Source organism: Peribacillus sp. BM1 (genome assembly GCF_056679975.1).
In genome coordinates, this window is the sequence record NZ_CM155259.1 from 732,732 (window position 1) to 747,951 (window position 15,220).

General features: G+C 36.8%; 9 protein-coding genes and 1 pseudogene. 4 read left to right on the forward strand and 6 right to left on the reverse strand.

The features are described 5' to 3' along the window. Positions 1–489: 489 nt before the first annotated feature. Positions 490–3,003: a bifunctional 2',3'-cyclic-nucleotide 2'-phosphodiesterase/3'-nucleotidase gene (locus AC1MGI_RS03565; protein ID WP_480348586.1), complete on the reverse strand. Its 2,514-nt coding sequence runs from the start codon at positions 3,001–3,003 to the stop codon at positions 490–492. 243 nt (positions 3,004–3,246) lie between these two features. Then, the gene (locus AC1MGI_RS03570) at positions 3,247–4,101 is read right to left on the reverse strand and encodes a hypothetical protein (protein WP_480348588.1); all 855 of its coding nucleotides are present in this window, start codon (positions 4,099–4,101) and stop codon (positions 3,247–3,249) included. Between the two features lie 165 nt (positions 4,102–4,266). On the opposite strand from AC1MGI_RS03570, the gene dacB reads away from it, so the two are divergent. Next, positions 4,267–5,709, forward strand: coding sequence for a D-alanyl-D-alanine carboxypeptidase/D-alanyl-D-alanine endopeptidase (dacB, locus tag AC1MGI_RS03575; RefSeq protein WP_480348590.1), 1,443 nt, complete (start codon positions 4,267–4,269; stop codon positions 5,707–5,709). Positions 5,710–5,783: 74 nt separating this feature from the next. On the opposite strand, the gene AC1MGI_RS03580 is transcribed toward dacB, so the two are convergent. The 3 genes from AC1MGI_RS03580 to AC1MGI_RS03590 form a co-directional block, all read right to left on the reverse strand. Next, positions 5,784–6,374, reverse strand: a complete 591-nt coding sequence (locus AC1MGI_RS03580) for a transposase (RefSeq protein ID WP_480348592.1) — start codon at positions 6,372–6,374, stop codon at positions 5,784–5,786. A 14-nt stretch (positions 6,375–6,388) separates the two neighbouring features. Continuing rightward, positions 6,389–7,906 carry a YifB family Mg chelatase-like AAA ATPase gene (locus AC1MGI_RS03585; protein WP_480348594.1) on the reverse strand — a complete coding sequence of 506 codons (1,518 nt, stop codon included), beginning with the start codon at positions 7,904–7,906 and terminating at the stop codon, positions 6,389–6,391. Positions 7,907–8,157: 251 nt separating this feature from the next. Next, positions 8,158–9,228 (reverse strand): S-layer homology domain-containing protein, encoded by a 1,071-nt coding sequence (locus AC1MGI_RS03590; protein ID WP_480348595.1) that lies wholly within the window; start codon positions 9,226–9,228, stop codon positions 8,158–8,160. A gap of 506 nt (positions 9,229–9,734) precedes the next feature. On the opposite strand from AC1MGI_RS03590, the gene AC1MGI_RS03595 reads away from it, so the two are divergent. The 3 genes and pseudogenes from AC1MGI_RS03595 to AC1MGI_RS03605 all read left to right on the forward strand — a co-directional run. Further along, complete coding sequence (locus AC1MGI_RS03595; protein ID WP_480348597.1) at positions 9,735–10,577, forward strand: nuclease-related domain-containing protein; 843 nt, start codon at positions 9,735–9,737, stop codon at positions 10,575–10,577. 628 nt (positions 10,578–11,205) lie between these two features. Further along, positions 11,206–11,664 carry an integrase core domain-containing protein gene (locus tag AC1MGI_RS03600; protein ID WP_480348599.1) on the forward strand — a complete coding sequence of 153 codons (459 nt, stop codon included), beginning with the start codon at positions 11,206–11,208 and terminating at the stop codon, positions 11,662–11,664. Positions 11,665–11,873: 209 nt separating this feature from the next. After that, a pseudogene (locus tag AC1MGI_RS03605) lies at positions 11,874–12,176 on the forward strand (transposase); the annotation flags it as partial. A 239-nt stretch (positions 12,177–12,415) separates the two neighbouring features. On the opposite strand, the gene AC1MGI_RS03610 reads toward AC1MGI_RS03605, so the two are convergent. After that, positions 12,416–15,079, reverse strand: a complete 2,664-nt coding sequence (locus AC1MGI_RS03610) for an S-layer homology domain-containing protein (protein ID WP_480348601.1) — start codon at positions 15,077–15,079, stop codon at positions 12,416–12,418. Between the last annotated feature and the right edge of the window lie 141 nt (positions 15,080–15,220).

Sequence of the window (15,220 nt, forward strand, 5' to 3'; positions counted from 1 at the left end):
TTCCCATTCGTTTTAATTGTAGTACATCATCTCCAACATTGACCGGGCCTTTAATCGTTATGACAGCACTTTTGAAACCTAATTTTTTTAATAATTGAATCGTAGCTCTTATCGCAATAGGACCGCGTAATGAAGCATGTCTAACCGTATTCCTACGAAAATGCTTATTGTCAAATAGTGCCCCAAGATCTTCTTCAAGTTAGTAAATATATCCACCGAAACCCCATCAACACAAAGAGGCCAATGGTCAATAAAATGGAAGACTACGAGTACAGCAGTTACCATCATTACAAAAATGATACTTCCTCTCCTTATCCATTCGTTAACCTGCAAGATCTACCAGCAAGCTTCCGCCTTTTTAAAGAGAAACAGCCTGGATGATAATGCCCCTCAGGCGATGTATCAACAGCGCTCAAAAAAAAATCAGAAAGCTAATTTAGTAGCTTTCTGATTTTTTTATTTCCAAATTTCTGGATGGTGCCTGGCACCTTATTTCTTATTCAATAGATAAATTACTTTTGCAGCTTGAGCACGTGTTGCTGTATTAGCAGGCTTGAACTCTTTTCCATATCCTTGGATTAATTCGAGTTCAAATGCTTTTTGAATAGCAGCTTTCGTTTCATTGCTTAAAGCTGTAACATCTGTGAATTGTGTTTGTTTTGAATTTGTTCCTTTTCCATTTTCCACTTCATAGGCTCGGATTAGCATAGTTGCCATTTGTGCACGTGAAATTGGTTTATTCGGCTCAAAGGTTGTTGGCGTGGTACCTGTTGTGATTCCAGCTTCAAATGCAGCTGCTACTTCTTTCGCTAGCTCACCAGAAACATCTTTGAACGGTGCCCCCGCTTTAGCTGTTAAGCCTAAAGAACGAACGAGAAGGCTTGCGAATTGTCCACGGGTAATGTTACCAGCTGGGTCAAATGTTGTTGCTGTTTTTCCTTTGATGATTCCATTTGCAGTGAGACTATGGATATATTCGCCAGCCCAATGGTCTGCTGGAACATCATTGAATGATACTTTTTCTGCTGCTTTACTTAGATCCAGTTTGAAAATACCAAAGCCTTTTTCATCTGTTTCGCCTGTATAGGTAATATTGCCAGTTGATTTTGCCAGTTCAGCCGCTTTTGAATTTGATAAGAATGTAACACTTGCATTGACTGGAGTAAACGTCCAGTTATTATTTACTGACGCATCAATTGTTTTATTTTCCACTACATAATTCATCATGGCTTGACGGTTTGAATCAGGAGCTTTTAGTACCGTATTAACGCCGTCCGGATTCATGAGCTTACTTCCTGCAGCACGATAGTCATTTGTTGCAACGATGAATTCCATGTCATTTGTTACCGGCTTACCATCGTATTTAAGGTTTTTAATCCGATTGGCATTCGCATTAATTAGGTTTTGCCCTTTGTCATATTTCGGTAAAGATGTTACATCCACTTCATACGTTACACCATCAATGACATCAAAGTTATACGTAGGGAAATCGTTATTAATGATCATTTGCTCTTCTGTTTTTGATGGATCAATGGTGTTATATTGACCCGCTGACCACTCTAACCATTCTTTAAGAGTAGTACCCGTTACTTTAACAGCATTCACTACGTTATTATCAAATTGGTATAGGTCGGCAATATTCTTCAGCACAAGGGTTCCTGATTTCACATTCGTGAAATTATCGACCCCGCCATAACCCGCTTTAAATGGAGCTGCTGCAGAAAGGACCGGTAATGTTTCATACTCGGTACCTTTTAAAGCATTTTCAACATACCAAGCTTGTGCTCGATTTAATATTTCCATCGCGGCGTTGTCTTGAACCAAACCGAAGTATGTATTCAAATCACCTACCAATTCTCCAACTGGGCTTTCCATATACTTAATTGTTGCATCGTGTTCGGTTTTAACTGAATCCACAATAGCCTTGTCAGGTTCAGCTGTTTGCTCGCCAGCAGTAATCGGTTTTAACTCCGCTTTTCCATCTGTAACGTCCCATTTTCCGCCGGCTTTTTCAATTTTCAAATCAATTAACCCGATGTTATTTCCCCATGACCCTGGCATTACTGTAGGAACTCCGTTAATGGTTCCTTTCGTGTTATCAATTCCATTCTCATCTTTGAAAGAAGGTTTCGCTGCATTTGGGAAAGATAAATGCTGGTGCCCTGTTAAGATAGCATCAATTCCTTCTATTTCGCTCAAATAATAAGCAGCGTTTTCTATTCCTTCATAGTATTCTTTCATTTCACCACTTTTTGGATCATATTCAGCAATACCAGAGTGGGCAAGAACAACTACAACATCAGCGCCCGCTTCTTTCATTTGCGGGATTACTTTTTCAGCAGATTTGACAATGTCTTCTACTACAAGCTTACCATCTAGATGTTTGGCATCCCATTTCATTATTCCTTGTGGAACAAATCCAGTCACACCCACTTTAATCTTATGTGTTTCTCCATCTGTATCTTTTACATCACGCTCTAGAATTTCGAAAGGGGTAAAATAGTTCTTGCCTTTTTTATCATAAACATTTGCGTTCACATAAGGAAATTCAGCGCCTTTAATTGCAGTATTTATAAAATCCAATCCATAGTTAAATTCATGGTTACCTAATGTTGCAGCATCGTATCCTAATAGATTCATAGCTTTAAAGACAGGATGAACGTACCCATCCTTCATTAATTGATTACTAGCTACATAATCTCCCATTGGGCTTCCTTGAATTAAATCGCCATTATCAAACAACAAGCTATTATCTGCTTCCCCGCGCACCTGTTTGATTAATGTTGCGGCTTTTGCTAAGCCATAAGCATTTGTAGCAGCCCCTTGATAGTAATCATAGTTCATAATATTGTTGTGTATATCTGATGTTTCAACAACTCGCAAATTCACAATATCTTCGTTCATAACTTCCGCATATGTAAGTGTTGGTACAACTTGTGGAATAATTAGTCCTAATGCTACCACTGCACTCGCTATTGTCTTTTTACCGATCATCTTCTTCATGATTACTCCCCCTGGAAATACATTTTCAAACAATTGAATATTATCATTATATTTCCATAAAGTCTATAAAATTTACTATTTTTTACAATCAATTAACAATACAGTAAGAATACCCTGAAAATAAAACAAGATAGCAAACTATTCGTTTAGCTTTCTATCTTGTTTTATTGTTGGTTGTGAATGAGACGAGTAACTCTGTGGGTTGAAAAAATCCACTTTCAATAAGTGAAAGTGGATTTTTTTCTATTGTCTATTTCGTATGCCTGGGAAGAATCTAATGAAGTAGCTTCCTGCAAAGCTTGCGACATAGGATAGGATAAAGCTACCGATGAAGACTCTAAATATACTTACAGCAAGAGAAATGTCAATGGATTTTGTGCCTTCTCCAACAGCACTAAGCATTCCATCCACATGAACGCCAGAAGCAGCTGCTAATGATGTAGAAAAAAAGCTATATACAAGACTAAGTATAGCTAAAGACTGGAAAGATGCCTGGTTCGATTTTGCTAGCGAGTAGCCAGCAAATATGAGTAGCAATATCGGAATCAGAATAGCAAGCTTCAGATAAAGATCCATGTCATAAAGGATCATAAAGTAATCATAACTAGCCGTATCTTCATTTAAGAGCTCACCTGAAAATGAAAAGCCTGAGAAAATTGAGTACATGATCCCACCGCTTCCTCCTTCAGCGCTCATTTTGAAAGAAAGAGGCGAAAAATGAAGCATGCTGTAAATGATCGACGAGAGCTGTACACCCATATAAGTAGCAAACCAAGTCGTCTTCTCCAACATTTGACTAAGTCCAGGAATGTCAATCCACTCAAGAACTAAATTACCTTTTAATTCATTGAGTTTACTCGTAAGGACAATAACCAAGATGATGGAAAGAGTAACAAATCCGCGAACAAATGCAGCAAATCCTTGATGAATTGCACCGCCATATGGGACGAGGTTTTCCAGATGTTTGGTCGTCTGACGGAAATTAATGCTAAACAGCATACCTAAGAAGCTGAATATCATTCCAAATAGAAGCCCTTTAAAGAAAGTAGCAATAATGGAGTAAGATGCATCAACTGTTAATTGTATGCTTTCCGCCATTTGAAGATCATAATTGAATCCGCTGAATAACGAAAAAATGCTAAGTAATACGCTATAAATAAGTCCGATACCAATAGCTCCTGAAAGAAATTACGAGAAATTGAATATTGTAGAATAACAGTACTCTATGATAATGTTAAATTGGAAAAAGGAGGTGAAAAAGAATTGAGGAATCAGCTAAAGATATACATATTATTCTTTGTAATGGTTATTGCTTCTACTTTATTCAGTACCAATGCAGAAGCTAATAGTGAATTAACCAGAACCGTTAATCAACAAATATACGGTACCAATTTCTCCATGGCAATCCGTGATTTGAATACTGGAGAACTTGTCTATGAGTACTATGGGAACAATGGCATTAAACCAGCTTCAACTCAGAAACTATTAACGGCCGGGGCAGCTTTAAAAGTTCTAGGGGGAGACTATTACTTCTCAACACAAATGTTAATGGATGGAACGGTTCAGAACGGAATTTTAAGCGGGAACATTTACCTTCGAGGTGAGGGTGATCCCACTTTACAGGTAAAAGACTTTGTTACCTTTAGTAATACGCTTAAGAAAAAAGGGATTAAACAAATCAACGGGAATATCTATGGGGATGATACCTGGTTTACAGGGGAACGACTATCTCCAGGCGTTCTACCTGAAGATGAAACCCATAACTACGGTGCCCCAATATCCGCATTAACTACGTCACCAGACAATGATTATGACGTGAGTACTGTGATTGTTACGGCTAAAGCTTCAAGTATTGGTTCTGTTCCAAGCATTTCGGTAGAGCCCAATCTAAGTGGCCTTAGACTTGTTAATTCTGCGAAAACTGTTAAAAAGGGAAGTAAAAATACGTTAAAGATTGAAAGAAAATATCGTACCAATCAAATTATCGTTTCTGGTAACCTTCCACAAGGCAGCTCCAAAAAGGAATGGGTATCGATGTTCAACCCTACATTAAGTACATTGTATTCTTTCAAAAATACGCTTGCCGTACAGGGGATTAAATTCGGAAATGGCTCCAAAGTTGATTACGCAACTGTACCAAGCAACACTGTATCCCTAGGGACAGAACGCTCACAACCACTAAAGCAAATCATGCCAACTTTTATGAAGCTAAGTAATAATGGGATTGCTGATATCTTAGTGAAAACAATGGGCAAAAAAGTTCATCATGTAGGAGATTGGGAACATGGACTAAAAGTAATCACAGACTATGGCCAGTCCAGCGGATTAGACATGAAACAATGGAAATTCCAAGATGGTTCAGGTATTTCTCATTTCAATAGGGCGACTGCTATTCAAGAAACCCTTTTACTTGTTAAACAGCCGAAAGAGTCATATTACTATAGTGCCTTTTTAAATAGTTTGCCAAAAGGAGGCCAAAGTGACCGTTTAGTTGGCGGAACTTTGCGAAATCGTTTCACAGAAACAGCCTATAAAAATCGTGTAATCGCAAAAACAGGAAGCCTAGACGGTGTTTCGACTCTTGCTGGCTATGTACAGGCTAATAGTGGGAAATGGTATACCTTTAGTATATTAGTAGAGCATAATCGTTCAAGTTATACCGGTCCGATTGATACTGTTGTGAAAAAAATGATTGCGACTTATTAAGGTGCCAGGCACCATCCAGATATCTGGAAAATCAAAAGTCAGAGAGCTATTTTTAGCTTTCTGACTTTTTTTCATTAGTTGTTGATTATTGTTGCCTTAGCTTCATCATCATCCTGGGTTTCTACGAATAGGCAGTAGTTTGTAAGGTTTCTATCCTTAAAAGTTTGAAAGGAATCGGGGAGGTCTTGCAGGTTGACGAATGAAAATGGCGAGGGAGTAGCATATTTGTAATAGTGGTAGCTACTGTACTCGTAGTCTTCCATTTTATTGACCATTGGTTTCTTTGTGTTAATTGGATTACGGTGGACATATTTACTGACTTGGAGAAGGTCTTGGGGTGTTAATATAGGAGAACTTTTAAAACGCTGTTGAAAGACATGCCCGACGTGATGATATCTTCGATTATAGTAATCCGTGTATCGTTTATTGAAAATAGCCATGACTTTTGAAATGGAGTGAATTTCGGATTTCAATAAGAGGTGGTAGTGATTGGTCATCATGCAATAGGCACAGATTGAAATCGGAATGTCCACATGAATCATCGCTAATATTCGAAAAGCTTCCATCATATCAATAGGATCATGAAAAATATTTTGCCGATTGTTCCCCCTAGAATAAATATGATGATAGGCATGGGGAATCCACTCTCTTCTTTTTCTTCCCATACTCTTTTCCTTCCTTATTGTATAGAATGTAGTTTCCAATCTATTGCTTCTTTTAGAGATTCGTATGAAATACCATTTTCCTCTGCTAAATCACTAATCGTTCTTGCTACTCGAACGAGTTTAATTTGTGTGCGATTACTCCATTTTTGATCCCAGCAGATTTGTTGCAGGTATTCCATGTGTCTAGGAGCGATGGGACTATACTTCTGAATTCCATGGAAAGACACCCGATTATTCAGCACTCTTTCTCCATATCGTTCATACTGCCGTTCTCGCGCCTTGACTACTCGGCTTTTAATTATTTGAGAGCTTTCACTAGATTCTTGTTCCCTTTTCAAAGAAACACTTTGTAAATGCAAATAAAAATCCATTCTATCAATGATCGGTCCAGATATTCTTTGTCGGTAAGCCGCAGTTTGTTTCGGTGTACAAACACAATATCTTTGTTGAGATCCCGCATATCCACACGGACAAGGATTAGTGGCTGCGATTAGAGTAAAATCAGCTGGATAAGTGACGGTTTGTCTTGCGCGGCTAATCGTAATTCGACCGCTTTCAATCGGTTGACGGAGCATATCGAGTGTTTTTTTCGAAAACTCTCCCATTTCATCTAGAAATAGTATGCCGGAATGAGCAAAAGAGATTTCACCTGGCTTAGGGTAAGTGCCGCCGCCAAGTAAAGAAACAGCAGATGCAGAATGATGAGGATTGCGTATGGGGCATTGCTTTATTGACGGAAGCTCTTCTCTTCCTAATTGGTAAAGTCCGTACAAATCTAAAGCTTCTTCAGGAGATAGATCTGGAAATATGGAGGGGAAAGCTTCAGCTAGCATACTTTTCCCACACCCCGGCGGTCCACTTAGTAATATATGATGCCCACCTGCAGCTGAAATTTCTAATGCCCGCTTTGCACGTGAATGTCCAATAATGGATTGAAAATCTAATTGCTTCTCTTCTACTGCTTTAATAGATTGATCATGCTCGTTATCAATTGTAGGGAATAAAATTTCTTCAGCGGTCATTTGGCCTTTTAAGCGAGAGATTAATACAGGAATGGAAGAGACTCTAATCAATTCTGTTCCAAATTTGCGAGGGAAAAGGTGGGTATTAATAGGCGGAATATAAATCTTTTTAAACCCTAACTTCATTGCATTCGTAATAACTGGTACGATGCCATCAAATGTCTCAATATCCCCTTTAAGAGAAATGGCACCAATGATACAAATATCTTCTGATATTTCTTCCCCTAATTCACCGATCGCTTTCAATATCGCAATAACCATAGCGGCATCATAACCAGGTCCTGTTTTTTTAAACTCTGGAGGAGATAGATTCACCGTAATTTTCTTGGTATGAATATCCGCATTCTGTTCATATAAGGCACTCCATACACGTTCTTTTGATTCTTTTACAGAAACATCAGGTAAACCGACAATCACAAATGACTCCCTGTCCAGCCTAGCGCTCACTTCAACTTTCACACGATAACCATCCATTCCCTGTAAACCAACAGTCATTATCGTAGATGTCAATTTCTCAACTCCCTTCCCAATCATACAGATTTTTCAGATAAAACTACCAACATAACTATTATACAACACCATTTGAACTGAAGGAACGACAAAAAAGAACAAACAGCAAAAATTCAACTTAATAGCTTGCTGGTGCAGCCTTATTTATTTCCGGATTTCTGGAAGGTGCCTGGCACCTGCTTTCGCAACGCACAGGCACTTTCCTGCTTTCCTGAACAAAACAAATCCCAATCCTTCGAGCAAACATCACCTTATAAAGAAATATCCTTCATCATAATATAACCGGTTCTCCCAGCATAATTTACTTGAGCCCAATCATCATCAGGGGTTGTGTAAATAAACCTCACTAATGCTCCATAAGGTATAGTTGTTATCTTACTAGAGTTTGAACTTGGTGCTGTTCTTAAATTCAAACCATTGCTACTATTAACAATCCCATAATCTACAGCATTAATGTTAGGGCTTATATATTTTGATTGAATATAGCCCTTTATTATTTTACCAGTAGTATTCTTATGAACTATACTTATCCAATTATTAGGAACAAATTCTTTTACTATAACAGTATTGTATTCTCCGTCAGGTCCATCTACCGGTTCTTTAGCCCAAACTTTTATTCTATTAATTTTTTTACCATTGGGTTTATCATAAACATCAACAGCATTATCTAAATAAACCTCATAACTGAATGAAGAGGAATTAGACTTAAATCTATCCTCTAAATATCGAGCCATAAACAGTGCGAAATGCTGGCGACTTAATTGAGTATTAGGCCTAAAAGTACCATCACTATAACCAGTAGTAATTCCATGCCCTGTTAATGCAGATACATACTGATAAATCTCATTGTCATAGCAATTGATAACATCTATATAACCAGCTGGATAACCATCATGTAAATCATAAGCAAGCGTCAAAATCTTCGCCATCTGGCCACGCGTCAAAGATCCAAAAGCATCAAAATATTTCTGTCCCTTAGTATTCGTCTTTCCACTAATAATCCCTAACTCAACAGCCTTCGCTATCTCACCATACCCATAACTTCCAGGCTTCACATCAATAAAACCCGGATTACTAACATTAGAAAAATCCGTAAAACCCTTCTCTCTCAAAATCATTTGAACGGCTTGCAAACGTTTAATACTATCATTTGGCTTAAAAATATTGTCATCAAAACCCTTTATAATTCCTTTAGAAGTTAAAAACTCAATCTCATCTTGATAATTTGTAACATCTTTAAAATTGCCGCTAGCACTAACCCACTGAACATTAGCAACAATCAAAAATGTCATCATTACTAAAGAAAATATTCTTCTAAACAAAAAATCCCCTCCCTATCATCTAGTTAACCATAACATCCCTTCAAGCCTAATTTCCATATTTTACGATAATGAGGACTGTATAAAGTTTCTTGATATAATCGGAAAATATAAAGAGAAATCAGAAATGGTAGTATATGCGTGATGCTTAATGAGTAATCATGTATATCTATCTTTAATAGAGGGCAATGAGGCGATTTCAATTACAACGAAACGTATAGGTGTAAGTTTTGTCTGATACTATAACTGGAAGTACAAAACAACAGAACATCTTTTCAGGATTGGTTCGGAGAGTGACAGTTGCACCTTCCTTACAAGCTTTTGACCTTCTTTTCTCCAGATTCCTGGATGGTGCCTGGCACCTTCTTTTCCCTCCATCCTTAGGAATCTCAAGTTCCGTCAATTCCCTCACTTTCTTTAATGAATTTCTCACCAAAGCATTATTTAATCCCTATTTATGACGATAGAAAATATATAGACTGAAAATCCAAATATGAATGAGGTAAATCATGTTTCTTAATAAGATATTTAGTAAGAAAACGAACAACACTGCTTCCAAAAATGAACGGAAACAAATTACAGTTCTGAAGGAAAAAGGTGACTCTCCGAAGAAAAATAATGAACGGACTGCCTTAAGAAAAGGTGAACTTGGAGAATACAAAATTGATATTCAATTATCTCAAATGCCTAAAGAATATATGTATTTAAATGACTTATTAATAAAAAATCCCAAATCTAAAACTGGTTATTCCCAAATTGATCATGTTGTTATAACTCCTTATGGAATATTCGTAATTGAGACAAAGAATTATCAAGGAACAATTTATGGAGGAAAAGATCGAAAAACTTGGTTAATTAATGGGAAGTTTAAAATGATGAATCCATTGATGCAAAATTTTGGTCATATTAAAGCCTTAAAAAATGTGATTGAGGAGAAATATGACCCTTATTTTATTTCAATCGTCTCTTTTACTAAACGATGTACATTCAAACTTGGGGAAGAATTGAGGAAGATAAGCTCAGATGAATTAGTGGTTTATGATATTGAATTGACTGAATTTATACAAAGAAAAGTAGCTGTCAGGAAATTATCAAAATTACCCATTTTAACGAATCAAGAAATTAAGAAAATCAATAAGTCTCTTTTGAATGCAAATATTTCGAACGTATCCATTAGAAAACAGCATGTGGATACTATCCAGGAATTGAAGAAAGACGATGATAAAGGAATGAACAAAGATAAGTGTATCGTTTGTAATAAACCAGTATCCGAAAAAGTGAAATCATTCTGTATATTAAATAAGGAATTCCAAGGGGAAATTTATTGTTATGAACACCAGAAGAGTATATAAAAGGAATTAGAACATTATATAAACAGAATTACTAAAAAAGTAGGTGACTTATGGAAAATATTTTTCAAGGTGTAGAATTTAATGAACTGGAATTTATAGGACCCTTGCTAGTCTTGATGGTTACAATGGTACTTTTCACATTAATCTTTAGCCTAATATTCAAAAAGTTACTCTCTAAAAAAGTTTTCAATTTCATGCTAACTGTCGTTTGTATATTTGCAGCATACGTCTGGGCTGTTCCAATGGAAATGGGGTTCTATAATAGATTCAATTAACTTTTCATAATAACCCCATCTATCTAATGCAAAGCTGCTTTTCTCGATGTGGATTCATCTTTAATAGAGGATAGATATAATTAATACATCACGCAAACATAATGATTACACTTAATTAAGGGAAGAAAACTAGGAATACTAAATTTATTGACAATAATATTCCTAGTTTCAAAATCAGCTCTGATTAACTACAATTGATTCTTCTCTCAATGAACCTCCCAAATACAACTTGTTTCCTCCTCAAATAGCAAAATAATATAAACTTTTTTTCTATTTGATTCGGTTATCTACTAAAAAAACTCCGCAGAGATCTCTCTCCACAGAACATTCCAGTTTGACGTATTTCCATTTTATTGGATGGTTCCTGGCACCCTGTTTTCACTACAGCTCAATGGACCATACAACAATTTAGGAATGCAACGCCATATGGTGAAGTACCTAAATATCTCATTCATGATAATGACACCATTTTTCGCTCCAAAGCATTTCAACGGTTTTTATCATCATCAGGAATCACCTCAAAGAAAACGGCCTATCGTTCACCGTGGCAAAACCCATATGCAGAAAGAGTAATCGGTACAATCAAGCGTGAACTATTAGATCAAATCATCCCACTTAACCAATTACACTTACATAAACTACTTCACGAATACATCCACGACTACTACAACACCGATCGAACGCATCAAGGAATCAATGGTAAAACACCCATTGCTTCACCGGTGTATCTTCCGACATCAGTAGAGAAAACAAAATTAGATGCGACACCTGTGTTAAACGGCCTTTATCATACTTACAAAAAAGTAGCTTAACACCTCACTATCTATTTTTTAAAAACCTTCATAGAAAGGCTTATTTGGCATGCCTCTCTTATTTGATTCTTTTATTCTCATCGTATATGCCCTTTACCTTTTGTCTAAAATGAATCTAACACCCTCGAAAATAAACGAATCATCCTATAAAAATAGGATGATTTAACCGTGGATTGAATTTTTGAAGTGGACAACTAGCTGTTTCACCAGGGGATCACCCTCTTATTCATAGTGATCGAGGCTTCCAGTATACATCTCATGGATTTAAACGCAGGATAGATAAAGCAAGAATGACACAAAGCATGTCGCGTGTCGGAAGGTGCATTGATAATGGGCCGATGGAATCTTTTTGGGGTACCCTCAAATGTGAAAAGTATGATTTACATAAGTATGATACGTTTGAAGAACTTTGTCTTGCGGTGAATGAGTACATACAATTTTATAATCATGATCGATTACAAAAACGACTAAACGGCCTCAGCCCTATGGAATATAGAGCTAAAGCCGCTTAAATCATTTTTATTATTTCCCCTGTCTACTTGACAGGGGGCAGTTCATTTCTCTCCACAGGGCTTTCCTTTCATCTAGCACTTTCGCGCTTTAAGGGAGCTGGGGTCTTGACCCCAATTCCCCTAAATCAATATCCCATAATAAAAAATGAAAAGTGTCCCATAGATTTATATTCTATGGGACATTACTTATATCAAGAAAAGATTTATGGCTACCAGTTTATCTTGACTAGCATTAATTATTATGGAAGTGTAATTACTGTAGTTGCTACAGTTTCTCCATCCTTAGATACGAACTTAACTGCGTATTCACCAGTTGCTAAAGTGAAGTTATCAGCATCAGCACCGTCAAATGTTAAAGTACCAGCAGCAGCAGCTGTTGTAGCACCGTTAGCTGCAGTACTTGTAAAGTACCAAGTACCTTCTTCATCTAGTGCTTTACCATATTGGTCTTTAGAAGTAAATACAGATGCAACAGTAGCATCTAAAGTTTCAGCAGCAACGATTGAATCTAACTTAGGAGCAACATTAGTTACAGTTACTACAGCTGAACCAAGTAGTGTACCATCAGCACTCCAAGCTTTGATTGTTGAAGTTGCATCAGCAGCATTAGCAGCAAGAGCACCTTCTACAGTTAAGCCATTGATAACAGCTACATTTTCATTGCTAGAAGTTAAGCTAGCAATTTTACCAGCAACTAATACAACTGATTTTCCATCAGTAGCTTTACCAATTAACTCAGGAGTTGCAGCATAAGAGGCATTGTTATAAATAGTACCAACTGGAGCTAATTCATATGAAGTGATGTCTTTAGAAGCAACAGCAGTTAAAGTGATGTTCTTCACAGCACTTGCTGAACCATCAACAGCTACTTTAAATACTTTTGTACCGGTAACAAGAGCTTCAACTTCATTTGTAGTTACGCTGAAGTTATCATTTGCAGCTTCAACTTCTGTTACTGTTACTGATGAAGGTTTAAATGCTCTACCATATTGGTCTTTTACAACTACGTCATCAAGAGTAAGTGTTTTTGAAGCACCAACTTCAAATAGAGTTTCAAAGTCAACAGAAGAAATAGTGTTTGCAACTGCTTCTTCTTCAACAGCGAATGTTACAGCAGCTAATTCTTTGTTATCTGCAGTTTTAGTAGCAGTAACTTTAAATGCAGCATTTTTAGTTACAGTACCTTCTAATTTACCAGTCTTAGGGTTAATTGCGAAACCGTTAGTAAATGTTAGTCCAGCAACATCCTTATTAGGAATTACTTGACCGAATTGGTCATGTACCACGATATCTAATGATGCTTTCTCACCATCTGCAACTAGAGCAGTTGGAGCTGAAATTGAAACAGTGTTTGCATATGCTTCAGCTTCTACAGTAACTGAGAATTGAGCAGTAGTTCCGTCAGCTAAGATAGCAGTAATAATTGCAGTACCAGCTTTAGTACCAGCATCAACTGTTAACTTTTTGTCAAGGATTTCTAAAGAAGCAACATCTACTATATCTGAATCAGATGATACCCAAGTGATGTTTTCAGTTAAATCTATCTCGTATGCAGCACCATATTGGTCTACAGCAGTATAAGGTACAACTAAGTTATCATCACCAATAATGATTCTAGCCTTATCCTTAAGTGGTGCAACTTGACCAAATGATAGAGTAGCTAAATCAATTGGATTTACAAAATTCACATCTGCACTAGCAGTTAATCCTTCGTAAACTGCAGTTACTTTGAAAGCATCTCCAGCTTTTAGCTTATTGCTAGTGTTTGTGATAGTGAAATCACCTTTTAGGTTTCCTCTTGCATCAGAAGACGCACCTTCAGTTACAGCAGAGAAACTTACATCAGCAATAGATTCAGTAGTATTAACAGTTAATTTTGAAGGGTCAACAGTAGTAAACTTAGTACCATATTGGTTAAGTACATTTAAGTATACAGTTGCAGTACCAGCAACATCAACTTTAGAAGTTGTTACTTCTACCTTGCTTGCTTTTTCAGCTTCAAATTTAACGTTAGCTGAAAGTGCTTCAGAAGTTAAACCTTCAACAACAACAGTATAATCAGCAGGGCTTAGCTTGCTTAATACAGAAGTAATAACAACTGTATCTTTAGCATCATTCCATGCAGTAGTTACATTATAATTAGCAAGACCTTTTGTTAATTTAACAACAGCTTTGCTAGTGTCTACAGCTTTGTTGAATTTAACTTCAACTTTATTAACGTCAATCGCACTTACACTTTTAACTTCAGGTGCTACAACTTTAGTAGTAGCATCAATTGCGCGGATCATGAAAGTAGCGAATTGAGCACGTTGAACATCACCAGTTGGTTTATAAGTAGTTACGTCAGTAACTTTATTTTGTGCAAGGATGTTGATGTATGGTCTCATTTCTTCAGTTGCTTGATCAAGGTCTGTAAACTTAACTTCATGATCATTTGCTTTCAAATCAAATGCATTAACTAAAACTTTAGCCATATGTTGACGTGAAATAGGTTGAGCAGCATTTAATGCACCGTTGCTACCAGTGAATACTTCTGCTTTTTTAACTACTAGAGACGCTTTGTACAATTCGCTATCAGCAATTGTAGCTGGAACATCAGTAAATGGTGTTACATCAGTTAAAGCTTCTTTAGTGTTGAAGTCTGGATCAATGTGACGAGCAAGTACTTTAGCTACTTGACCACGAGTAATGTCTGTATAAGGTGCGAATGTACCATCTGTTTTACCTTTAATTAAGCCAAGTTCTACTGCTTTTGCAATATTCTCCGCATGTGTGTCAGTTGCGGGTACATCTGGGAATGATTTTGTTTCTGCTGCTAATGCAGGAGATACAGCTGTTGCTACCATAGCTACTGAAAGAGATGCAGCCATGAATTTACGATAAGATTTTGGTTGGTAAGCCATTGAGAAAGTTCCTCCCTTTATTGGATAAAAATTTATTAAAGCTATTTTAAGAGATTATGTATTTTAACTTATCCCCTAAAAAAAGACTTCGTAACAATTATTACAAATTTTAGTATAGAATTTTATAGATTGATTGTCAAT